General features: G+C 72.6%; 21 protein-coding genes. 6 read left to right on the forward strand and 15 right to left on the reverse strand.

Translation table 11 applies throughout. The features are described 5' to 3' along the window. Window positions 1–35: 35 nt before the first annotated feature. Genes pyrF through pyrR form a run of 8 tightly spaced genes read right to left on the reverse strand, consistent with a single transcriptional unit; the run spans window position 36 to window position 10,120 of the window. Window positions 36–911, reverse strand: coding sequence for an orotidine-5'-phosphate decarboxylase (gene pyrF / locus V3C34_RS11785; RefSeq protein ID WP_068323600.1), 876 nt, complete (start codon window positions 909–911; stop codon window positions 36–38). Beyond that, window positions 908–1,915, reverse strand: a complete 1,008-nt coding sequence (locus tag V3C34_RS11790; protein ID WP_346007211.1) for a dihydroorotate dehydrogenase — start codon at window positions 1,913–1,915, stop codon at window positions 908–910. The genes pyrF and V3C34_RS11790 overlap by 4 nt, the downstream gene beginning before the upstream one ends. Continuing rightward, window positions 1,912–2,811 carry a dihydroorotate dehydrogenase electron transfer subunit gene (locus V3C34_RS11795; protein WP_346007212.1) on the reverse strand — a complete coding sequence of 300 codons (900 nt, stop codon included), beginning with the start codon at window positions 2,809–2,811 and terminating at the stop codon, window positions 1,912–1,914. Before V3C34_RS11795 ends, V3C34_RS11790 begins: the two co-directional genes overlap by 4 nt. After that, entirely contained in the window at window positions 2,808–6,110 is a 3,303-nt protein-coding gene (gene carB, locus V3C34_RS11800; RefSeq protein WP_338538018.1) for a carbamoyl-phosphate synthase large subunit, read from the reverse strand. Before carB ends, V3C34_RS11795 begins: the two co-directional genes overlap by 4 nt. Beyond that, window positions 6,110–7,273 carry a glutamine-hydrolyzing carbamoyl-phosphate synthase small subunit gene (carA, locus tag V3C34_RS11805; protein WP_068323596.1) on the reverse strand — a complete coding sequence of 388 codons (1,164 nt, stop codon included), beginning with the start codon at window positions 7,271–7,273 and terminating at the stop codon, window positions 6,110–6,112. The genes carB and carA overlap by 1 nt, the downstream gene beginning before the upstream one ends. Further along, window positions 7,270–8,571, reverse strand: a complete 1,302-nt coding sequence (locus tag V3C34_RS11810) for a dihydroorotase (RefSeq protein ID WP_346007213.1) — start codon at window positions 8,569–8,571, stop codon at window positions 7,270–7,272. The genes carA and V3C34_RS11810 overlap by 4 nt, the downstream gene beginning before the upstream one ends. Then, window positions 8,568–9,542 (reverse strand): aspartate carbamoyltransferase catalytic subunit, encoded by a 975-nt coding sequence (locus V3C34_RS11815; protein ID WP_068323591.1) that lies wholly within the window; start codon window positions 9,540–9,542, stop codon window positions 8,568–8,570. The genes V3C34_RS11810 and V3C34_RS11815 overlap by 4 nt, the downstream gene beginning before the upstream one ends. Continuing rightward, on the reverse strand, window positions 9,539–10,120 hold the full coding sequence (gene pyrR, locus V3C34_RS11820) for a bifunctional pyr operon transcriptional regulator/uracil phosphoribosyltransferase PyrR (RefSeq protein WP_068323589.1): 582 nt from the start codon (window positions 10,118–10,120) through the stop codon (window positions 9,539–9,541). Before pyrR ends, V3C34_RS11815 begins: the two co-directional genes overlap by 4 nt. A 181-nt stretch (window positions 10,121–10,301) precedes the next feature. Here pyrR and V3C34_RS11825 point away from each other — a divergent pair, with 181 nt between their 5' ends. From V3C34_RS11825 to V3C34_RS11835, 3 genes are read left to right on the forward strand one after another with little or no spacing between them, the layout of a single operon-like run. Beyond that, entirely contained in the window at window positions 10,302–11,312 is a 1,011-nt protein-coding gene (locus V3C34_RS11825; RefSeq protein WP_346008564.1) for a methionine ABC transporter ATP-binding protein, read from the forward strand. Then, entirely contained in the window at window positions 11,309–12,004 is a 696-nt protein-coding gene (locus V3C34_RS11830; RefSeq protein ID WP_068323585.1) for a methionine ABC transporter permease, read from the forward strand. Before V3C34_RS11825 ends, V3C34_RS11830 begins: the two co-directional genes overlap by 4 nt. Window positions 12,005–12,058: 54 nt before the next feature. After that, window positions 12,059–12,907, forward strand: coding sequence for a MetQ/NlpA family ABC transporter substrate-binding protein (locus V3C34_RS11835; RefSeq protein WP_068421175.1), 849 nt, complete (start codon window positions 12,059–12,061; stop codon window positions 12,905–12,907). A 12-nt stretch (window positions 12,908–12,919) separates the two neighbouring features. Here V3C34_RS11835 and V3C34_RS11840 read toward each other — a convergent pair whose 3' ends face one another. The 5 genes from V3C34_RS11840 to V3C34_RS11860 all read right to left on the reverse strand — a co-directional run bounded on the left by V3C34_RS11840 (window position 12,920) and on the right by V3C34_RS11860 (window position 17,083). Continuing rightward, entirely contained in the window at window positions 12,920–13,582 is a 663-nt protein-coding gene (locus tag V3C34_RS11840) for an NUDIX hydrolase (RefSeq protein ID WP_174522854.1), read from the reverse strand. Continuing rightward, on the reverse strand, window positions 13,579–14,766 hold the full coding sequence (locus V3C34_RS11845) for an AI-2E family transporter (RefSeq protein WP_068421173.1): 1,188 nt from the start codon (window positions 14,764–14,766) through the stop codon (window positions 13,579–13,581). Before V3C34_RS11845 ends, V3C34_RS11840 begins: the two co-directional genes overlap by 4 nt. A gap of 8 nt (window positions 14,767–14,774) precedes the next feature. After that, the gene (gene nusB / locus V3C34_RS11850) at window positions 14,775–15,188 is read right to left on the reverse strand and encodes a transcription antitermination factor NusB (protein WP_068323582.1); all 414 of its coding nucleotides are present in this window, start codon (window positions 15,186–15,188) and stop codon (window positions 14,775–14,777) included. Next, entirely contained in the window at window positions 15,189–15,749 is a 561-nt protein-coding gene (efp, locus tag V3C34_RS11855) for an elongation factor P (RefSeq protein ID WP_068323581.1), read from the reverse strand. It abuts the gene before it with no gap. Window positions 15,750–15,826: 77 nt separating this feature from the next. Beyond that, window positions 15,827–17,083 (reverse strand): lipase family protein, encoded by a 1,257-nt coding sequence (locus tag V3C34_RS11860; RefSeq protein WP_346007214.1) that lies wholly within the window; start codon window positions 17,081–17,083, stop codon window positions 15,827–15,829. Window positions 17,084–17,130: 47 nt separating this feature from the next. Here V3C34_RS11860 and V3C34_RS11865 point away from each other — a divergent pair, with 47 nt between their 5' ends. Beyond that, a complete protein-coding gene (locus V3C34_RS11865) occupies window positions 17,131–18,708 on the forward strand; it encodes an FMN-binding glutamate synthase family protein (RefSeq protein ID WP_068421168.1) in 1,578 nt (525 codons plus the stop codon). On the opposite strand, the gene V3C34_RS11870 is transcribed toward V3C34_RS11865, so the two are convergent. Further along, window positions 18,689–19,474, reverse strand: a complete 786-nt coding sequence (locus V3C34_RS11870) for an ABC transporter permease (RefSeq protein WP_346007215.1) — start codon at window positions 19,472–19,474, stop codon at window positions 18,689–18,691. The genes V3C34_RS11865 and V3C34_RS11870 overlap by 20 nt on opposite strands. Next, the gene (locus V3C34_RS11875) at window positions 19,471–20,367 is read right to left on the reverse strand and encodes an ABC transporter ATP-binding protein (RefSeq protein ID WP_346007216.1); all 897 of its coding nucleotides are present in this window, start codon (window positions 20,365–20,367) and stop codon (window positions 19,471–19,473) included. The genes V3C34_RS11870 and V3C34_RS11875 overlap by 4 nt, the downstream gene beginning before the upstream one ends. Window positions 20,368–20,511: 144 nt before the next feature. On the opposite strand from V3C34_RS11875, the gene V3C34_RS11880 reads away from it, so the two are divergent. Both V3C34_RS11880 and V3C34_RS11885 read left to right on the forward strand, forming a co-directional pair. After that, window positions 20,512–21,714, forward strand: a complete 1,203-nt coding sequence (locus V3C34_RS11880; RefSeq protein ID WP_346007217.1) for a sensor histidine kinase — start codon at window positions 20,512–20,514, stop codon at window positions 21,712–21,714. Then, entirely contained in the window at window positions 21,702–22,385 is a 684-nt protein-coding gene (locus V3C34_RS11885) for a response regulator transcription factor (RefSeq protein ID WP_345913760.1), read from the forward strand. The genes V3C34_RS11880 and V3C34_RS11885 overlap by 13 nt, the downstream gene beginning before the upstream one ends. The last annotated feature ends 88 nt before the right edge of the window (window positions 22,386–22,473 follow it).

Here is a 22,473-nt window from a genome sequence, read left to right on the forward strand (position 1 = left end):
CTCCGGGGCGTCGGGTCGGCGATCCGGTCACCCTCTCACGCCGCGGTGATGTCGGCGACCTGCGTCGCCACCTCCCGGGCCCGGGCGCGGAGGGAGGACACGTCCGGCCCCGCCCGGAGCACGTCGCGGCTGCTGCTCGCGAGCACCTGGCCGAGCGCCCCGGCGAAGACCGAGCGCACGTCCGCGGCGGTGGCGCCCTGCGCCCCGAGACCGGGTGCGAGGATCGGTCCGCCCATGGCCGGCAGGTCGACGCCGAGGTCCGCGACGGCGGACCCCACGGTCGCGCCGACGACGAGGCCGACGCTGCCGAGCTCGCCACGGGAGCGGGCCCCGGCGTTGTCCGCCGCGGCGTCGTCGGCGATGGCGCCGGCGACGGAGCGGCCGTCGGCGAGCCGGGCGTGCTGCACCTGGGCGCCCTCCGGGTTGGAGGTCAGGGCGAGGACGAAGACCCCGCGACCGGTCTGGTGCGCGAGGTCGATGGCCGGGCGCAGGGAGCCGTACCCCAGGTAGGGGCTGAGCGTGATCGCGTCGGCGGCCGCGGGCGCGTCCGTGCCGAGGAAGGCCTCGCCGTAGGCGTCGACGGTCGTGCCGATGTCGCCGCGCTTGACGTCGAGCACCGTGAGGGTGCCGGCGTCCCGCAGATCGGTGAGGGCCCGCTCGAGGAGGGCCACCCCCTTCGCCCCGAAGACCTCGAAGAAGGCGGACTGCGGCTTGACCGCGGCCACCGCTCCCCCGAAGGCCTCGACGCAGGTCATCGTGAAGCGCTCGAGGCCGGCGAGGTCGTAGGTCAGGCCCCACGACTCGACGAGGCCCCGGTGCGGGTCGATGCCGGCGCACAGCGGTCCGTACTCGGCCATCGCGGCCTGCAGCCGAGCGCCGAAGGGCAGGGGGGGCAGCGGGTCGGCGCTCATGGCGTGAACCTCTCGTGGGCGATCCCGACGACGTCGGACAGGCGGTCGAAGCCGCGCTCGGCGAGCAGCTGCTCGAGCTCGCGCCCGACGCGCTCGGGGGCGGTCGGGTCGTTGAAGGCGGCCGTCCCGACCTGGATCGCGCTCGCGCCCGCCGCGACGAGCTCGAGGGCGTCGCGGCCGTGCCGCACCCCCCCGACCCCGACGATGGGTGCGGTCCTGATCCGGCCGGCGCGCATGGCCCCGGCGACCTGCCAGACCGCCCGGACCGCCATCGGGCGGATCGCCGGCCCGGAGAGCCCACCAGTCGCCGCGATGAGGTGGGGCCGCAGGCGGTCGACGTCGATCGCGACGCCGAGCGTGGTGTTGATCATCGTCAGGCCGTGGGCGCCGGCCCGCAGCACCGTGTCGGCGATCTCGACGATGTCGGTGACGTCGGGGCTGAGCTTGGCGAGCATGGGCAACCCGCGCGGGACCTCCTCGCGCACGAGCGTCATCACCTTGTGCGAGCTCGCGGGGTCGCACGCGAAGACGAGCCCGCGGTTGGCGACGTTGGGGCAGGAGATGTTGACCTCGATGGCGGCGACGGCGCTCGCGTACCGGCTGCGCACGACCGCGCGCGCGACACCCGCGAACTCCGAGGCCGTGCTCCCGGCGATGGAGACGACGACGCGGGCGCCGATCGAGTGCAGCCAGGCGAGGTCCTCCTCGACGAAGGCCTGGACGCCCGGCCCCTGCAGGCCGATGGAGTTGAGCATCCCCGAGGGGGTCTCCGCCATGCGCGGTGTGCCGCGCCCGGAGACGGGCTGGGCCTTGACCGACTTGGTGACGAAGGCGCCCAGCTGCGCCACGTCGATGAACCGGTGCATCTCCCGGCCGTTGGCGGCGCAGCCGCTCGCGGTCATCATCGGGTTGGGCAGGCGCACCCCGGCCAGGTCCACCGACATGTCGACGGACGCCGCGGACGCCGCGGACGTGGACGTGGACGTGGACGAAGGGGGTGTCATCGGGCCTCCTTCGGCGCGCCGACCGCGTCGTCGGGCACGCGGCACAGGCCGTCCGCGAAGGCCTCCCAGCGCACGCGGTCGCCTCGGAAGACCGGGCCCTCGAGGCAGCTGCGGACCATCTTGGTCCTGCCCTGCGCGTCGCTGACGGGCATGACGCACGTCATGCAGATGCCGACGCCGCAGGCCATGGCCTCCTCGACGGCGACCTGCGCGACGATCCCGTGTGCCTCGGCGATCTCGCTCATCGAGCGCAGCATGCCCATGGGCCCGCAGCCGTAGAGCACGCCGGCGCCCGTGCGGGTGATGAGGTCGGGCAGCACGTCCGAGACCCAGCCCTGCGTGCCGGCCGACCCGTCGTCGGTCGTCACGGTGACGCTGTCGGCGGCCCTGCGGGCCTCGACGACGCCGAAGAGCCGGTCGGCCGAGGCCGCACCGAGGACGATCTCGACGGCGCAACCGCGCTCGCGCAGCTGCTCGGCCAGCCAGAAGAGCGGCGCGGAGCCGTAGCCACCGCCGACGAGGATGCACGGCACCGGCTGCGAGGGCAGCGGGAACCCGCGCCCGAGCGGACCGATGACGCTCACGCTCTCCCCCGCCTCGAGCGCGGTGAGCGCCTGCGTGCCGGGCCCGTGCGCCGCCACGACCACCTCGGTCGTGCCGCCGTAGGTGCCGGCCGGGCTCACCCGGTGGATGGAGAAGCTGCGGCGCAGCAGCATCGAGCTCGTCCCGTCACCGACGGACAGCGCCACGAACTGCCCCGGCCGCGCGATCTCGGCCAGACCCGGCGTGACGAGCGTCAGGTGCCGGTAGGCGCCCACGGCGGCATTGCCCAGGACCTCGGCGTCGACCTGGACGACACCGGCCCCCTCGCGGGCCGCGATCGTGCGAGCCGTCACCGCCCCACCCCGTAGAGGTCGAGGTCGCGGGCGTGCTCCTGCAGGGGCTTGACCCGCAGCTCGCCGTGGATGCGCGACTCGATCGACTGCACGGCCGCGCCGAGCTGCTGGACCGTGGTGACGATCGGCTTGTCCATGGCGGTCGTCGCGGCGCGGATCGCGTAGCCGTCGGCGCGGGCGTGCTGCCCGGACGGCGTGTTGAAGACGACGTCGATCTCGCCGGCGAGGATCCGGTCGACGACGCTGACCTCCCCTTCGCGACGCTCGGAGTGCTTGGTGACGACCTCGCACTCGATCGCGTTGCGGCGCAGGACGTCCGCGGTGCCCTGGGTCGCGAGGATCGTGAAACCGAGGTCGGCGAGGCGCTTGATCGGGAAGATCATCGCGCGCTTGTCGCGGTTGGCCACGGAGACGAAGACCGTGCCGGTCGTCGGCAGCCCGCTCGAGAGCGACGCGAGCTGGCTCTTGGCGAAGGCGGCACCGAAGTCGTCGTCGATCCCCATGACCTCGCCCGTCGAGCGCATCTCGGGACCGAGCAGCGAGTCGACGACGTCGCCCTCCTTGGTCCGGAAGCGCTTGAAGGGCAGCACGGCCTCCTTGACCGACATCGGCGCGTGGGCCGGCATCGAGCCACCGTCGGCGTGGCGGGGCAGCATGCCCTCGTCCTTGAGCTCGGCGATGCTCGTGCCGAGCATGACGCGGGCCGCGGCCTTGGCCAGGGGCACGCCCGTGGCCTTGGCGACGAAGGGGACGGTGCGCGAGGCCCGCGGGTTGGCCTCCAGGACGTAGAGCACGTCCTGCGCGAGGGCGAACTGGACGTTCATCAGGCCGCGCACGCCGATGCCTTCGGCGAGGGCGAGGGTCGCCTCTCGCACCCGCTGCAGCTCGGAGGTGCCGAGGGTCGCCGGCGGGAGGGTGCAGCTGGAGTCACCGGAGTGGATGCCGGCCTCCTCGATGTGCTCCATGATCCCGCCGAGGTACATCTCGGTGCCGTCGTACAGGGCGTCGACGTCGATCTCGATCGCGTCGTCGAGGAAGCGGTCGACGAGGATCGGGTGCTCGGGGCTGGCGATCGCCGCCCGGGTGACGTACTCGGAGAGCGTGGCGTCGTCGTAGACGATCTCCATGCCGCGTCCGCCCAGGACGTAGGACGGGCGCACCAGGACCGGGTAGCCGATCTCGCCGGCGATCTCCACGGCCTCCTCCGCGCTGAAGGCGGTGCCGTGCTTGGGCGCGTTGAGCCCGGCCTCGTGGAGCACCCGGCCGAAGTGGCCCCGGTCCTCGGCGAGGTCGATCGCCTCGGGCGAGGTCCCGACGATGGGCACGCCGGCGGCCTTCAGCTGACCGGCGAGGCCGAGCGGCGTCTGCCCGCCGAGCTGGACGATGACGCCCGCGACGGGGCCGGCCTGGGTCTCGGCGTGGATGACCTCGAGGGCGTCCTCGAGGGTCAGCGGCTCGAAGTACAGGCGGCTGCTCGTGTCGTAGTCGGTCGAGACCGTCTCGGGGTTGCAGTTGACCATCACGGTGTCGTAGCCGGCGTCGCGCAGGGCGAAGCTGGCGTGCACGCACGAGTAGTCGAACTCGACGCCCTGGCCGATGCGGTTGGGCCCCGACCCGAGGATGATCACAGCCGGGCGCTCGCGCGGCTCGACCTCCGTCTCCTCGTCGTAGGAGCTGTAGTGGTAGGGGGTGCGGGCCGCGAACTCCGCCGCGCAGGTGTCGACCGTCTTGTAGACCGGCCGCACCCGGAGGGCGTGGCGCACGCCGCGCACGACGGCCTCGTCCATCCGGCGCAGCCGGGCGATCTGGGCGTCGGAGAACCCGTGCCGCTTGGCCAGGCGCAGCACCTGCGGGTTGAGCTCCTCCGCGGCGTGCACCTCCTCGGCGACGGAGTTGATGAGCGCCATCTGGTCGAGGTACCAGGGGTCGATCTTGGTCGCCTCGTAGACCTCCTCCACCGACACGCCGGCGCGCATCGCCTGCTGCACCTGCACGATCCGGCCGTCGGTGGGCGTGCGCGCCGCCTCGAGGAGCTCGCGGCCGTGCTCGAGCGTGGGCTGGTCGCCGTCCCAGTGGAAGGCGGCACCCTTGCGCTCCGCGGAGCGCAGCGCCTTCTGCAGCGCCTCGGTGAAGTTGCGCCCGATGGCCATCGCCTCACCGACGGACTTCATCGTCGTCGTGAGGGTCGGGTCGGCCGCCGGGAACTTCTCGAAGGCGAAGCGGGGCACCTTGACGACGACGTAGTCCAGGCTCGGCTCGAAGGCCGCCGGCGTCTCCTGCGTGATGTCGTTGGGCACCTCGTCGAGCGTGTAGCCGATGGCCATCTTGGCCGCGATCTTGGCGATCGGGAAGCCGGTCGCCTTCGACGCCAGGGCCGAGGAGCGCGAGACGCGGGGGTTCATCTCGATGACGATCATCCGGCCGTCGGCGGGGTTGATCGCGAACTGGATGTTGCAGCCACCGGTCTCGACGCCGACCTCGCGGATGACCGCGATGCCCACATCGCGCATCTTCTGGTACTCGCGGTCGGTGAGGGTGAGCGCGGGCGCCACGGTGATGGAGTCACCCGTGTGCACACCGACGGGGTCGAAGTTCTCGATCGAGCAGACGACGACGACGTTGTCGACGTTGTCCCTCATCACCTCGAGCTCGTACTCCTTCCAGCCGAGGATCGACTCCTCGAGGAGCACCTCGGTCGTCGGGCTGTACTGCAGGCCCTGGCCGGCGATGCGGCGCAGGTCCGTCTCGTCGTAGGCGAAGCCGGAGCCGAGGCCGCCCATGGTGAAGGAGGGCCGCACGACGACCGGGTAGGTGAGGTCCTCCGCCGCCGCCAGGCACTCCTCCATCGTGTGGCAGATGATCGAGCGGGCCGACTCGGCGCCGCAGCGCTCCACGACGCCCTTGAAGCGCTCGCGGTCCTCGCCGAGCTCGATGGCCTCGACGCTGGCGCCGATGAGCGGGCAACCGTACTTCTCGAGCACGCCGGCCTCGTGGAGCGAGATCGCCGTGTTGAGCGCGGTCTGGCCGCCGAGGGTGGCGAGCACCGCGTCGGGACGCTCGCGCTCGATGATCTTCTCGACCACCTCGGGGGTGATCGGCTCGATGTAGGTCGCGTCCGCGAACTCCGGGTCGGTCATGATCGTCGCCGGGTTGGAGTTGACGAGGATGACCCGCACGCCCTCCTCCCGCAGCACGCGGCAGGCCTGGGTGCCGGAGTAGTCGAACTCGCAGGCCTGTCCGATGACGATCGGCCCGGAGCCGATGACGAGGACGCTCGTGATGTCGTCGCGCTTGGGCATCAGGCCTGGGTCTCCTTGGTGGTGGCGGTGGTGGTCTCGAGGAGGTCGACGAAGCGGTCGAAGAGGTACGCGGCGTCGTGCGGGCCGGCCGCCGCCTCCGGGTGGTACTGCACGGAGAAGGCCAAGAGCTGCCCCGCAGCACTCCGTAGTTCCAAGCCCTCGACGACGTCGTCGTTGAGGCACACGTGGCTCACGGCCGCGGCGCCGAAGGGGGTCTGCGTCACCTCGTCGAGGGGCGCGTCCACAGCGAAGCCGTGGTTGTGGGCGGTGACCTCGACCTTGTTGGTCGTCCGGTCGAAGACCGGCTGATTGATGCCGCGGTGGCCGTACTTGAGCTTGTAGGTGCCGAAGCCCAGGGCCCGCCCGAAGAGCTGGTTGCCGAAGCAGATGCCGAAGTAGGGCAGGCCGGCGCGCAGTGCCTCCTGGAGCAGGGCCACCTGGTCGCCCGCGGTCGCCGGGTCGCCGGGGCCGTTGGAGAAGAACAGGCCGTCGGGGCCGACCGCCATGACCTGCTCGAAGGTGGAGGTCGCGGGCAGCACGTGGACCTCGATGCCGCGCTCGGCGAGCCGCTTCGGGGTCATGGTCTTGATCCCGAGGTCGATCGCGGCGACGGTGAAGCGCTTGTCCCCCTTCGCCTCCACGACGTAGGGCTCGGTGGTGCTCACCTGGGTCGCGAGCGCGGAGCCGGCCATCTCCGGGGCGGCCTGCACCCGCTCCAGCAGGGTCGCCTCGTCGGCGAGGGCCTCGCCGGAGAAGATCCCGACGCGCATGGCGCCCCGCTCGCGCAGGTGGCGGGTGAGCGCCCGGGTGTCGATCCCGGCGATGCTGACGATGCCTTGCGCGGCGAGCTCCTCCTCGAGCGAGCGGCGCGAGCGCCAGCTGCTCGGGCGGATCGCGGGGTCGCGCAGGACGTAGCCGGCGACGTGGATGCGGGAGGACTCGTCGTCCTCGTCGTTCCAGCCGGTGTTGCCCACGTGCGGCGAGGTCATGACGACGACCTGGCCGCGGTAGCTGGGGTCGGTGAGGGTCTCCTGGTAGCCGGTCATGCCGGTGGAGAAGACCGCCTCACCGACGGTGGCACCGACGGCGCCGTAAGCCGTGCCGGCGAAGGTCCGACCGTCCTCGAGGACGAGGACCGCGGGGGTGGTGGTGTGGTGACTCAACTGATGACCTCTCCATCGGTGGCCGTGACGCGGCCGCGCAGGATCGTCGTGCGGACCCGCCCGGTGAGGGTGTGCCCGGCGAAGGGGGTGTTGCGGGACAGGGAGAGCGAGGTGGCCGGGTCGACGGTGACCCGCTCGCTCGGGTCGACGAGGACGAGGTTGGCCGGGGAGCCGACCTCGATCGCCCGTCCGTGGTCGGTGAGCCCGGCGATGCGGGCCGGGGCGTGGGACATCCGCTCGGCGAGGGTCGCGAGGTCGGTGCGACCGGAGCCGACCATCACGTCGTGCACGACGGAGAAGGCCGTCTCGAGCCCGAGCATGCCGAAGGCGGCGTCCGGGAAGGCGTGCTCCTTGTCGTGGCGGGCGTGCGGGGCGTGGTCGGTCGCGACGGCGTCGATCGTGCCGTCGGCCAGGGCCTCGCGCAGCGCCTCGACGTCCTCGGCGGGGCGCAGCGGCGGGTTGACCTTGTACACCGGGTCGTAGCCGCTCAGCAGGTCGGTCGTGAGCACGAGGTGGTGCGGGGTCACCTCCGCGGTCACGCGGGCCCCGCGACGCTTGGCCCAGCGCACGGCCTCGACGCCCTCGGCGGTCGAGACGTGAGCGACGTGCACGCGTGAGCCGGTGTGCAGCGCCAGCTCGGCGTCGCGGGCGATGATGCTCGACTCGGCGACGGCCGGCCAGCCGGTGAGGCCCAGGCGGCCGCTCAGCTCGCCCTCGTGGCAGCACGCGGCCGGGCCGGCGAGGGCCGGGTCCTGGGCGTGCTGGGAGATGACGCCGTCGAAGGCCCGCACGTACTCGAGCGCCCGGCGCATGACCCGCGCGTCGTGGACGCAGCGGCCGTCGTCGGAGAAGACCCTGACCTGGGCCCGGGAGCGGTGCATGAGACCGAGCTCGGCCAGCTCGGCGCCCTCGAGGCCCTTGGTCACGGCACCGATCGGCCGGACGTCGCAGTGCCCGGCGGCGACCCCGAGGTCGAGGACACGCTCGGCGGCCTCGGCGGTGTCGGTGACCGGGCTGGTGTTGGCCATCGCGAGGACCGCCGTGAAGCCACCGGCGGCGGCGGCGGCCGACCCGGTGCGGACGGTCTCGGCGTCCTCCCGGCCGGGCTCGCGCAGGTGGGTGTGCAGGTCGACGAACCCGGGCAGCAGGACCAGCCCGTCGGCGTCGAGGCGCTCGGCCTGCCGGGTCGCGTCGGCGGAGGCGTCGGCCCCGAGCGCGACGACGGCGCCGTCGCGCACGAGCACGTCGGTGGCCGCAGCGCCCAGCGGGGAGGCCCCGGTGATCAGCAGGTCGCTCATGCGGCGCCCCCTTCGTCGGTCAGGCCGGAGGCCAGCAGGTGGTAGAGGACGCTCATCCGCACGGCGACACCGGCGCTGACCTGGTCGAGGACCAGGCTGCTCGCGGCGTCCGCCGCGTCGGCGGCGATCTCGAGGCCGCGGTTCATCGGGCCGGGGTGGCAGATGACCGCCTCGGGGTTGGCGGCGGTGAGCGCGGCGAGGCGGTCGCGGGTCAGGCCGTAGCCGACCGTGTACTCGCGGGCCGTGGGGAAGAACCCGCCCGACATCCGCTCGCGCTGGACCCGCAGCATCATCAGGGCGTCGACCCCGGAGTCGATGACCTCGTCGAGGTCGTCGCTCAGGGTGAAGCCGTCGGCCTGCGCCCAGCGCGCGGCCCCGCTCGGCATGAGCGTCGGCGGCGCGACGACCGTGACCTGCGCACCGAGGCGCGGCAGGGACAGGACGTTGGAGCGGAAGACCCGGCTGTGCGTGACGTCCCCGACGATCGCGACCCGCTTGCCCTCGAGCGTGCCGAGGCGCCGACGGATCGTGTAGGCGTCGAGCAGCGCCTGGGTCGGATGCTCATGGGTGCCGTCGCCGGCGTTGACGACCGAGGTGCGCACGTCGGCCTCGTCGAACCAGCGGGCCACCTGGTGGGCGGCACCGGAGGCCTGGTGCCGCATGACGATCGCGTCCACCCCCATGGCGGCGATGGTGCGCACGGTGTCGCGGAGGGACTCCCCCTTCGACGTCGAGGACCCCTTGCCGGTGATGTTGATCGTGTCGGCGCTCATCCACTTGCCGGCGATCTCGAAGGAGCTGCGCGTGCGGGTGGAGTCCTCGAAGAAGAGGTTGATGATCGTGCGTCCCCGCAGGGTCGGGATCTTCTTGACCTGGCGGTGCTGCACCTCGTGCATCTCGGCCGCGGTGTCGAGGACCTCACGCAGGGCGTCGTCGCCGAGGTCGGCGACGGAGAGCAGGTGGCGGGTCATCGGGGGTCACCGCCCGAGATCGTCACGGAGTCCTCGACGCCGTCGTGCCCGGTGAGGCGCACGGTGACGCGCTCGGCCTGGGACGTGGGGAGGTTCTTGCCGACGTGGTCGGCGCGGATCGGCAGCTCGCGGTGCCCGCGGTCGACGAGGACGGCCAGGCGCACCGCCCGCGGGCGGCCGTAGTCGGACAGCGCGTCCAGGGCGGCGCGCACGGTCCGGCCGGAGTAGAGGACGTCGTCGACGAGGACGACGATGCGGTCGTCGACGCCGGCAGCGGGGAAGGTGGTCTGCTGCGGCGCGCGGGTCGGGCGGCCCCGCAGGTCGTCGCGGTACATCGTCACGTCGAGCGAGCCGACGGGTACCGAGGCGCCCTCGATCTCCGTCATGAGCGCTGCGAGGCGCTGGGCGAGCTCGACGCCGCGACTGGGGATGCCGAGCAGGACGACGTCCTGGGCCCCCTTGTTGCGCTCGACGACCTCGTGGGCGATGCGACGCAGCGCTCGGGCGACGTCGGAGGTGCTGAGCACCTCGCGGGCTGGCGGCTCGGGGCCGACCTCAGGGGGCGTGTCCGGACACATGGGTGTCTCGAGACCTCCTTCTCTGCCTCACGGGACAGTGGTTAAAGGATGTCGATCGGCCCCGACTCTACCGCCCGCGGCGGGACCGCCCGACATCCGTCCACGTCCGCCCGGCACCGCCACCCCGCGGGCGAAGGGGGCTCATCATGCGTTTTGCTTATGCCAGGCATAACTTCCTATTATCTTCGACGTGACCGAGACCCCCCTCCTGCAGCTGTCCGGCCTGCGCAAGGAGTTCCCCTCCGCGCGCGGGCCGGTCGTCGCGCTCGACGACATCACCCTGTCGATCGCGCGCGGCTCGATCCACGGCATCGTCGGTCGCTCCGGCGCCGGCAAGTCCACGCTCATCCGCTGCCTCACCGGGCTCGAGCGGCCGACCTCCGGGACGGTGGACCTCGACGGCACCGACATCCCGGCCCTCGCCGGCGAGCAGCTGCGTGCGGTGCGTCGCCGCTTCGGCATGGTCTTCCAGCACGCCAACCTGCTCGACTCGCGCACGGCCGCCGACAACATCGCCCTCCCCCTGGAGATCGCCGGCTGGTCCGCCGACGAGCGCCGGGCGCGCGTCGCCGAGCTGCTCGAGCTCGTCGGGCTCACCGACCGCGCCGACAACCACCCCGGCCAGCTCTCCGGTGGCCAGCAGCAGCGCGTCGGCATCGCCCGCGCCCTGGCGACCCGTCCCGACATCCTGCTGTGCGACGAGCCGACCTCGGCCCTGGACGCCGCGACCACCCGGCAGATCCTGGGGCTGTTGCGCGACCTGCGCGAGCGCCTCGGGATCACCGTCGTCATCATCACGCACGAGCCCTCCGTCGTCCGCGAGGTGTGCGACACGGTGACCCTCCTGGCCGACGGCCGCGTCGTCGAGACCGGCCCCATCGGTGAGGTCGTGGCCGACCCGCGCCGCCAGCTCCACCGCGACCTCGTCCCCCTGCCCCCGCTGCCGCTCGGGCACGAGGGTGGCTACGTCGAGGTCGCGCTCGGCGACAGCCGCTCCGGCACCACGAGCGTCGACGCCGTCCTGGCGCTGCTGCGCGAGGCCGGCATCCCCGCCGAGGTCGCCGCGGCGACGCTCGAGACCATCGCCGGCCGCCGCGTCGGCCGCATCCAGCTCGAGGTCGAGCCGGCGCGCACCGGTGACGCCGTCCGCGTCCTCGAGGCCGCCCACCTGTCCCCGGAGGTGGCCGCATGACCGCCCTGACCACCGTCGCCGCCGAGGGCCGCTGGCTCGACAACGACGTCATCCGCCAGCTCGTCCCCACCGCCGTCTGGGAGACGCTGGCGATGACCGGCCTCGCGGGCGTGCTCACCGCGCTGCTCGGCATCCCCGTCGGTGTGCTGCTCTACACGAGCTCGCCCGGCGGCACCTCGCCCCACCCCACCGTCCACCGTGCGCTCGGGGCGGTCGTCAACGTCGGACGCTCGCTGCCCTTCCTCATCCTGATGATCGCGATCATCCCGTTCACGCGCTTCGTCGTCGGGACCTCGATCGGCTGGCAGGCGGCGGTCGTCCCGCTCACCGTCGGCGCCATCCCCTTCTACGCCCGGCTCGTCGAGACCTCGCTGCGCGAGGTGCCTGCGGGCAAGGTCGAGGCCGTCGCGATGATGGGCGCCACGCGTCGCGAGATCACCCGCAAGGTGCTGCTCCCGGAGGCGCGCTCCGGTCTCGTGGCCGGACTGACGACGACGGTCATCGCGCTCATCGGCTACACCGCGATGGCCGGTGCCATCGGCGGCGGCGGCCTCGGCGCCGTCGCGATGTCCTACGGGTACAACCGCTTCGAGTCCGACGTGATGATCGTCTGCGTCGCCCTCCTCGTCGTCATCGTGACGATCGTCCAGGTCGTCGGCGACCTCGTCGCCCGCCGCCTCGACCACCGCTGATCTCCCCCCCTTCGTACCACCGGCCCGACCGGCCACCCATCGAGAGGAACCACCATGCCCACCACCTGCTCCGCGACCCGCGCTGCTGCGGTCATCACCGTCTCCGCCCTTGCCCTCGCGGCCTGCGGCGCGGTCGAGGACGATGCCGAGGGCCCCGCGGCCGGCGACGGCGGCGTCACCACGATCTCCGTCGGCGCGTCCCCCACCCCGCACGCCAAGATCCTCGAGTTCGTCGACAAGGAGCTCGCGCCCGACGCGAAGCTCGACCTGGAGATCAAGACCTTCGACGACTACGTCCAGCCCAACGTCCAGCTCTCCGAGGGCACGCTCGACGCGAACTACTACCAGCACCTCCCCTACTACGAGGCGCAGGTCAAGGACCGCGGGTACGAGTTCGCGCACTACACGGGCATCCACATCGAGCCCTTCGCCCTGTACTCCGACAAGGTCAAGGACGTCAAGGACCTGCCGGACGGCGCCCAGATCGGCATCAACAACGACCCGTCCAACCAGGGTCGCGCGCTGCAGCTGCTCGCCGACAATGACGTCATCACCCTCAAGGACGGCAAGGACGCGACCAACGCGACCATCCTCGACGTCGCCGACAACCCGAAGGACCTCACCTTCAAGGAGACCGACGCGGCCCAGCTCGCGCGCTCGCTCCAGGACCTCGACGCCGCCGTCATCAACGGCAACTACGCCATCGAGGCCGACCTGTCGGTCGATGACGCGCTGCTCGTCGAGGAGGGCAAGGACAGCCCGTACGCCAACTTCCTCGCGGTGCAGAAGGCCAACGAGGACAACGCGTCGCTGAAGAAGCTCGACGAGCTCCTCCACTCCCCCGAGGTCAAGAAGTACATCGAGGAGACCTGGCCGAACGGTGAGGTCCTGCCCGCCTTCTGATCGACGCGCGGCTCAGGAGGGGTCGGTCGCCCGTGGGCGGCTGCCGGGCCGGTCGTCCCGCACGCCGGTGATGACCGGCCTCAGGGCGAGCACCGACGCGACGTCGCCCAGGTCGGCGAGCTCGCGCAGCAGCACCCTCGTCGGGGTCATCAGCCGCAGCCGCTGCTCCGTCGCCGCGGTGAGGAGGGCGTCGACGCCCTCCCACACGGAGTGCGTGGCCTCGGTCGTGAGGTGCGTCGGCTGGTCGGGAGCGTGCCCGGGCACGGGGAGGACGAAGAAGGCGACGTCGAAGCGCTTGGGCGAGGCCTCGGGGGTCACCCAGCGGTCCCACGGCAGCAGCGCCTCGGGGTCGGCGAGGAGCCCGGTCTCCTCGGCGAGCTCCCGCAGCCCGGTGGCGAGCAGGGTGCGCGCGGACACGCTCGGGTCGACGTGGACGGGGGCGTCGACGGGGACCTGACGCCACCGGCGCACGTGCTCGGCGAGGGTCGCGGCGGACAGGGCGAGGTCCGCTCCCCTCGCCTCGTCGGCCGGGTCGCACCGGCCGCCGGGGAAGACGACGACACCGGCCGCGAAGTCCATCGTCGTCGCGCGGTGCTGGACGAAGACCTCGAGGCCGTCCGGCCCGTCACGCAGCGGGATGACGCTCACGGCCGGGCGGGCGACGACGGGCGTCACGATCTGACCGGGGCCTCGTCCTCGACCTCGTCGGCGACCTCCCCGCCCTCGGCCGACTCGGTGACGACCTCGTCCGCGCTGACGATGCCGGCGCGCAGGTCGACCTGCTCGCTGATGTACCGCAGGACGACCGCCGCGACGGCGGCCACCGGCACGGCGAGGAAGGCACCGACGATGCCGAAGAGCGTGCTGCCCACCGCGACCGCCAGGAGGATCACGCCGGCGTGCAGCTGCATCGAGCGGCCCTGGAGGAAGGGCTGGAGGACATTGCCCTCGATCTGCTGCACCGCGATGATCAGCGCGAGCACGAGCAGCGCCGTCGTGGGGCCCTGGGCGACGAGGGCGACGAGGACGGACAGGACGCCGACGGCGAAGGCACCGACGATCGGCACGAAGCCACCGAAGAAGGTGAGGATCGCCAGGGCGAAGGCGAGCGGCACGCCGAGCAGCGCCAGACCGGTGCCGATGAGGACCGCGTCGACGGCGGAGACGAGCGCCTGGGTGCGGATGAAGCCACCCAGGGTGTTCCACGACCGCGTCGCCACCTCGGTGAGGTGACCACCGGCGCGCTCACCGGCGACCCGACGGACGAAGGGGAGGAACGCCGGTCCGTCCTTGATGAAGAAGAAGACGAGCACGAGGACGAGGACGAGGGTGACGAGGCCGGAGCCGACGGCCGAGGCACCGGCCAGGGCACCGCTCGCGATCTGGCCGCTCCGCTCCTGCAGCCAGGTCGTCGCCTTGCCGACCGCGTCGTCGATCGTCGCGCTGTCGACGTTGAAGGGCGGCTTGGCCGCGAGCTCCTGCAGGTCGCCCAGGCCCTTGGCCGCCTGGTCGGCGAGGTCACCGGACTGCGAGACGAGCGAGGGCGCGATCGCGCCGAGGACCCCGAAGAAGACGAGGAGCGAGCCGACGATGACCAGCGCCGCGGCGAGCGCGGAGGGCACCCCCTTCGCCCGCAGCCAGCGGGTCGGCGGCCACAGGACCGTGGCGACGATGAGCGCGAGGAGCACGGGGAAGACCCCGACCCAGAGCTTGCCGAGGACCCACCAGACCACGACCGCTCCGGCCGCCAGGAGGACCAGGCGCCACGACCACCGGGCGAGCGCGGTCAGCCCCCGTCCGATGACGACGCCGCGGTCCACGGGCTCGGGGCGGTGCTCGACGGTGGTCTCGCTGCTCATGTGTCTCCTCAGACGAGGGTGGGCTTGACCTCGACGATGCGCGCCAGCAGCCCGTTGATGAACTTCGGCGACTCGTCCGTGCTGAGCTCGGTCGCCAGGACGACGGCCTCGCTCACGGCGACCTGGTCGGGGACGTCCTCGCTGAAGAGGATCTCCCAGGCGCCGAGCCGCAGGATGGCGCGGTCGACGTCGGGCATGCGGTCGAGGGTCCAGCCCTGGCTGTACGTGGTCAGGGCGTCGTTGATGTCGTTCCAGTGCGCCACGACGCCCTGGACAGCGGTGATCGTGTACGGGTTGAGCGGCGCCGGCGTGACCGGCTTCGACGCCCGCTCGCTCGCGAGGTCACTCGCGTTCAGGCCCCGGGACTCGGCCTCGAAGAGCAGGTCGACGGCACGCCGACGCGCCTTGGTGCGTGCCCCCACTCAGCTCACTCGACCGAGGTAGGAGCCGTCGCGGGTGTCGACCTTGACCTTGGTGCCCTGCTCGAGGAAGAGCGGGACGGCGATCTCGGCGCCGGTCTCGAGGGTGGCCGGCTTGGTGCCACCGGTCGAGCGGTCGCCCTGGAGGCCCGGCTCGGTGTAGGTGATCTCGAGGACGACCGAGGCGGGCAGCTCGACGTACAGGACGCTGCCGTCGTGGCGGGCGATGACCGCCTCCTGGTTCTCCAGCATGTACTTGGCGGCGTCACCGACGACCTCCGGCGCGACCGGGATCTGGTCGTAGGTGTCGGGGTCCATGAAGACGAAGTCGGTGCCGTCGTTGTACAGGTACTGCATCGTGCGCTTGTCGACGTTGGACGTCTCGACCTTGGTGCCGGCGTTGAAGGTCTTGTCGACGGTCTTGCCGCTCGTGACGTTCTTCAGCTTGGTGCGCACGAAGGCCGGGCCCTTGCCGGGCTTGACGTGCTGGAACTCCACGACGCTCCAGAGCTGGCCGTCGATGTTGAGGACCATGCCGTTCTTGAGGTCATTCGTCGTTGCCACGGGTGTGCTCGCCTTCGCGTCGTCTCGGTCTGGTCTCCCACCGCTGCGCCGAGGGCGCGCGCGGGCCGCCCAGCATCCTAACCGTCGAACGCCTCGGACACCCACGCGCTCACGTCGGCGGCGGCCTCCTCGAGCACCGAGATGTGGTCGGCCCCCCGCACGCGCTCGTACGTCAGGTCCGCGCCCTGCGCCTCGTACTGCTCCGCCAGGCGGTCGCTGAGCAGCGGCGGCACCGTGGTGTCCTTCGTGCCGTGGACGACGAGGACCGGCACCTGCGGGTGCAGCTCCGCCGCGTCGTTGGCGCCGACGACCCGGCGGATGCGGGAGAGGTCGGCGTCGTCCCGCAGGAAGGTCGGCAGGTCCATGCCGCCGAAGGAGTCCTGCCGGAAGAGCTCGGCGATGCAGCGCTCCTCCAGCTGCGGCAGCAGCCTGCGGCCCGCGGGGCTCACCACGTCCTCCTCCGGCACGCCGGCGACGCGGGCGGCGGAGACGATGAGCGGACCGAGGAACCCCGAGCCCGCATCTGCCGCGGCGGCCCGCTCCTGCGCCGTCGTCCCCGCGGGCCGACCGCCGTCGGCCATCTCGACGACGACGCCGAGCTGGCTCGGCGGCGCCAGGGCGACGATCCCGGCCAGGTCGAGCCCGGGTGAGTACCCGGTGGTGAAGCGGCTCGTGAAGAGTGCCGCCTGGGCGCCCTGCGAGTGCCCCATGGCGACCCAGTGCGGGGAGAGGTCCGGGGAGAGCTCGTGCGCGGCCAGGACGATGTCGGTCATGGCCGCCCCGGCCGACTGCCCCATGAGGTACGGGTGCGGCCCCGGCGTGCCCAGCCCCTCGTAGTCGGTGCGCGCGACGGCGTAGCCGTCCCCGACGAGGTCCGCGGTGGCCCGGTCCATGGCCGCGGTGTAGACGCCCGTCTGCTGGTCCACCAGGGAGCGGGAGGGGGCGCACTCGTCGGCCATGCCGGTGGTGCCGTGGCCCCAGCTGATGACCGGCCAGCCGCCCTGCGGGGGCTTCCCGGCCGGCACGGACACCACCCCGGACACGGCGACGGGCTCCCCCTGCGCGTCCGTCGAGCGGTACATGACCAGGTGCGTCGTCCCGCCGATCGTCGGGCCGTCGACGACCCGGCGGGACCAGATGAGGCTGCCGTGGCGCCCTGCGGACAGCTGCTCCGCGCTCGTCGAGTAGAACGCCGCCCCCGCCGGGCCCTGCGGCGCCCCCGGCACGTCGTCGTCGCCGGCGCGCCACAGGACGAGGGCTGCGAGGAGGACCACGACGACGGCCGCTGCCACCAGCAGCCATCGACGCCGGCCGGCGCCGAACGAGGTCGTCATGCGGGGCATCCTCGCATCCACCCCCCGGGAGAGGCAGGATGGCGAGCATGAAGTCGAAGGTCGCCCTCGCCACCGTGCTCGCCGGCACCGCCGGGCTCGCTGCCCGGGACCTGCTGCAGAAGCAGCACTCCCTGAAGCGCAACTTCCCGGTCGTCGCCAACGCCCGCTACCTGCTCGAGCGCATCGGACCCGAGCTGCGGCAGTACATCGTCACGAGCAACGACGAGGAGCGGCCCTTCAGCCGGGACCAGCGGGCCTGGGTCTACGCCTCGTCCAAGATGGAGAACAACTACGTCGGCTTCGGCACGGACAACGACGTGGAGACGGTGGAGGGCTACCCGATCCTCAAGCACCGCACCTTCTCCGACGTCGCCGCGCCCACGGCGGTGCACTCCGCGGACTCCGTGGTCCTGCCGAGCGCCAAGGTCCTCGGGGGACCGCGTGGCCGCCGGCACGCGTTCCGGCCCAACTCGGTCGTCAACATCTCCGGCATGAGCTTCGGCTCGCTGTCCGGTCCGGCCGTCCAGGCCCTCAACGAGGGCGCCCGCCTCGCCGGCGCGCTGCACTGCACCGGCGAGGGGTCGCTCTCGCCGCACCACCGGCAGGGCGGGGACCTGATCTTCCAGATCGGCACGGCCTACTTCGGGTGCCGGGACGAGGAGGGCCGCTTCGACCTCGAGCGGCTCAAGGAGGTCGTGGCGTCCGCGCCGGTCAAGGCCATCGAGGTCAAGCTGAGCCAGGGGGCCAAGCCGGGGCTGGGTGGCATGCTGCCCGCGGCGAAGATCTCCGACGAGATCGCGCAGACCCGCGGCATCGCGCAGGGGCACGACTGCGCCAGCCCCTCCCGGCACACCGAGTTCGACGACGTCGACTCCCTCCTCGACTTCGTCGAGCGCGTCGCCGACGAGACCGGGCTGCCCGTGGGCATCAAGTCCGCGGTGGGCGACATGGGGTTCTGGCAGGAGCTGGTGGACACGATGGCCGCGGACCACTCCCGCGGCGTCGACTTCGTCGTCATCGACGGCGGCGAAGGGGGGACCGGCGCTGCCCCGCTCGTCTTCAGCGACGCGGTGGCGCTGCCCTTCCGGCTGGCCTTCACCCGGGTGTACTCGGTCTTCGCCCGCGCGGGCATCACCGACCGGGTCACCTTCGTCGGGTCCGGCAAGCTCGGCCTGCCCGAGAACGCGCTCGTCGCCTTCGCCCTCGGCTGCGACATGGTGCACGTGGCCCGTGAGCCGATGCTCGCGCTGGGCTGCATCCAGGCACAGCGGTGTCACACGGACCACTGCCCCACCGGTGTCGCCACGCAGAACCCGTGGCTCGTCCGGGGGTTGGACCCGACGCTCAAGGCGCAGCGCGTCAACAACTACCTGCGCACCCTGCGCCGCGACCTGCTCAAGGTCTCGGAGGCGTGCGGCGTCTGGCACCCCGGGCTGCTCACGGTCGACGACGTGGAGCTGCTCCTCGGCAACCGCGCGGCCACCCCGCTCGGCGAGGTCTACGGCTACGAGCCCGGGTGGGGCGCCATCAGCGACGAGGACGCGGCCGCGATCATCGAGATCATGTCGCGGACCGCGCCCCGTGGTGGGACGAGCAGGGAGCGGACTACTTCACCTCGCGCATGAGGACCCGGTGGGTCCCGATCGCCAGCGGGATCCCGACCCAGACGGCGGTGGCGGTCGCCAGCTGCGCCCAGCTCTCGCCGGTCATGCTGCCCTCGGTGAGAGGCGCGGCGACGAGGTTGAGGTCGAGCCAGCGGGCGACATCGCCCATCCAGCCGATCGTCGCGGTGAGGACCGTCCACACCGTCGGCAGCACGAGGCTGGTGACGATGGCGACCGGGGTGTTGAGGAAGGCTGCGCCGAAGGCGACGCCCTGGAGGGTGTAGACGAGGCCGGCGAGGACGATGCCGACCAGCGAGATGCCGGTCAGGGTGAGCTCCCCGCCCGCGAGGAGCGTGCCGAGGACGGCCGCGGCGCCGGCGGCGGCGAGCAGCACGAGGCAGAGCACCAGCGCCCCGGCGACCTTCGCAGCGAGCACCCGACCGCGCCGTGGCACGAGGGCGAAGGTCACCAGCCCGGTGCGGTGGGCCCACTCCTGGGTCGCCGACATGATGCCCACGATCGGCAGCAGGAGCATCGTCGGCATGACGATCAGGCCCAAGAAGGTCGGGAAGGCCGCGCCGCTCCCCTCGCCCCAGACGACGAGGCCGGCAGCGACGAGGAAGCTCATCCCCGCCATGACGACGAGCATCCACGTGCCGGCGCGGGTGTCGACCATCTTGCGCAGCTCGAGGCCGACGAGCCGGGCGAAGGGGATCCGGTCGCCGGAGACGTCGACCGGCGCGGACTCGGACGTGGTGGGTGCGGTGGGTGCGGTGGCGGCGCTCATGCGGCCATCCCCTCTCGGGACTGTGCGGCGGTCAGGGCGAGGAAGAGCTCCTCGAGGCCACCGGCGGAGCCGCTGGCGAGGTCGGTGAGGACGATGCGGGCGTCGAGCGCGATGCGACCGACCGCCTCGCTGCTCGTCGCCGCCAGCAGGCCGGCGGGGCTGGCGGTGACCTCGATGCCCGCGGTGGTCAGCGCTGCGGCCAGGGCCGCGTCGTCGGTGGAGCGCACGCGCGTGCCCTGCTGCTGCAGGAGCTGCTCGACGCTGCCCTGGGCGACGATGCGCCCGTGGCCGATGATGACGAGCTCGTCGGCGACGACCTGCACCTCGGAGAGCAGGTGCGAGGAGAGCAGCACGGTGCCGCCGCGGTCGGCGAAGCCGCGCAGCAGCCCCCGCATCCAGTGGATGCCCTGGGGGTCGAGCCCGTTGGCCGGCTCGTCGAGGACGAGCACCTCGGGGTCGCCGATGAGCGCAGCGGCCAGGCCGAGGCGCTGGCGCATGCCGAGCGAGTAGTTGCGCACCCGTCGACCGGCCTCCTGGTCGGTGAGACCGACGGTGGCGAGCCCGTGCTCGACGGCGGTCGGCCCGACGCCGATCGAGCGGGCGGCCAGGGTGAGCACCTCTCGTCCAGTGCGGCCGGGGTGCTGGGCCGAGGCGTCGAGCATGACGCCGACGTGGCGGCCGGGGTTGGGCAGGTCGGCGTAGCGCCGGCCGAGGACGAGCGCCTCGCCGGAGGTCGGCGGCGTGAGGCCGGTGACCATCCGCATCGCGGTGGACTTGCCCGCGCCGTTGGGGCCGAGGAACCCGGTGACGCTACCGGGGCGGGCGGTGAAGGAGATGTCGTCGACGGCGGCGAAACCGCCGTAGCGCTTGGTGAGGTGGGTGAGCGTGATCATGGCTCCCACGATGCGACGGCGGGGGCGAAGGGGACATCGCCCGCAGGTCTCGACGGCTCCCCCTCCTCAGGTAGGGGCCGCCGGCGTGCGGCCCCCTCCCTGGGGCTGATGTCGTCGCGGTCGGGCTGCGCCTACGGTGGGCCCGTGACAGCCACAGCCCAGCGCGAGGAGCGCGTCCCGGACCGGCTCACGTGGTGGGACACCACGTGGCGGGTCGTCGTCGCGCTGCTCCTGGGCGGGCTGCTGTGGCTCATCACGTCGGCGATGATCTTCTCGGACAGCGGTCTTGAGCCGAGCGTGCTGAGGGGCCTGTGGTTCGTCGTCGTCGACCCGCTCCTCGGTCTCCTCGCCGCGGCTCTGCTCCTGCTGCGCCGTCGGTGGCCGGTCCCGGTGACCACCGCGACGACGGTGTTCGCCGGCGTGTCGATGGTCGCCGCGGGAGCGCAGACCGTCGTGCTCGTCTCGCTCGCGACCCGCCGGCGCTGGCGCGAGATCCTCCCGCTCGCCGGGTTCACCGTGCTCGCGAGCCTCCTCGCGACCCGGGTCGTCTACCCCGACCCCAAGGCGCTGCCGCTCTGGGTGGAGGCCCTCGTCACCCTGCTCGTCATCGTCGTCACCGTGGCGGTCGGGTACGCCATCGGGTCGCGCCGGGCACTCGTGGCCTCGTGGGTCGAGCGGGCCCGCTCCGCGGAGTCGGAGCAGAGCGCGCGCGTCTCCCGGGCGCAGACGGCAGAGCGCTCGCGCATCGCCCGCGAGATGCACGACGTCCTCACCCACCGCATCTCCCTCATCACGATGCACTCCGGGCTGCTCACCTACCGCGAGGACCTGCCCGAGGCGGAGCGGCGCGAGGCGATCGCCGCGATCGACACCAACGCCCGCGCCGCGCTGACCGACCTGCGCGAGGTCCTCGGGGTCCTGCGCGACGAGGACGTGTCCCTCCCCCTTCGCCCGCAGAGCACCCTCGCCGACGTGCCGGAGCTGCTCGAGGAGGCCTGTGCCGGGGGAACCCGGGCGGCGTTCGACGACGGCGGCATCGACCCGACGGCCGTGCCCGAGACGACCGGACGCACGGTCTACCGGGTCGTGCAGGAGGGCCTGACCAATGCCCGCAAGCACGCGCCCGGGGCGGCCGTGGCGGTCACGCTCGGCGGCCGCGCCGGCGGCACGCTGCGGGTCGAGGTCGCCAACCCCCGCGCCGTCGGCCACCAGGCGCCGGCACCAGCCTCCGGGCTGGGTCTCCTCGGGCTCGCCGAGCGCGTCGAGCTGGCCGGCGGTGAGCTGGCGCACGGCTGGCACCCCGACGGGATGCACCGACTCGTGGCCTCGCTACCGTGGCCGGCGTGAGCCCGCCCATCTCCGTCGTCCTCGTCGACGACGACGCCATGGTCCGCACCGCGCTGTCGATGATCCTCGGCGGGGCGCCGGAGATCACCGTCGTCGCCCAGGCCGGGGACGGCCGGCAGGGGCTGTCGGTCATCGCCGAGCACGCGCCCGACGTCGTGCTCATGGACATCCGCATGCCGCGCCTGGACGGGTTGTCGGCCACCGAGGAGCTCGTCCGCAGCGGGGCGCCGAGCAAGGTCATCGTCCTCACGACCTTCGACGCCGACGACGACGTCATGCGCGCGCTGCAGCACGGGGCGGACGGATTCCTGCTCAAGGACACCCCGCCGGACCGGATCGTCGAAGCCGTGCGGCTCGTCGCGGCCGGGCAGTCGATCCTCTCCCCGAGCGTCACGTCCCGAGTCCTGGAGTCCGTGCGCGGGGCCTCCCGACGCGGGGCCGACGCGTCGCGTGACACGGCCCGGTCCCGCCTGGCGCTGCTCACCGAGCGGGAGCTCGACGTCGCCCGCGCCGTCGGCGCGGGCCTGTCCAACGCGGAGATCTCGGCGCAGCTCTACCTGAGCGTCGCGACGGTCAAGGCCCACGTCGGCCGCATCCTCGACAAGCTCGACGCCGACAACCGGGTCCAGGTCGCGATCACCGTGCACGAGGCCGACCTCGACGCCCCCTGACCCTGCATTCCCCTAGGGCAATGCGCGCTCAGGTCTGCATTGCCCTAGGGGAATGCAGGTTCGGGGGGGGGGGGGGGGCGGTCGCGCG

Source organism: Janibacter terrae (assembly GCF_039636765.1).
Taxonomy (GTDB): domain Bacteria; phylum Actinomycetota; class Actinomycetes; order Actinomycetales; family Dermatophilaceae; genus Janibacter; species Janibacter terrae.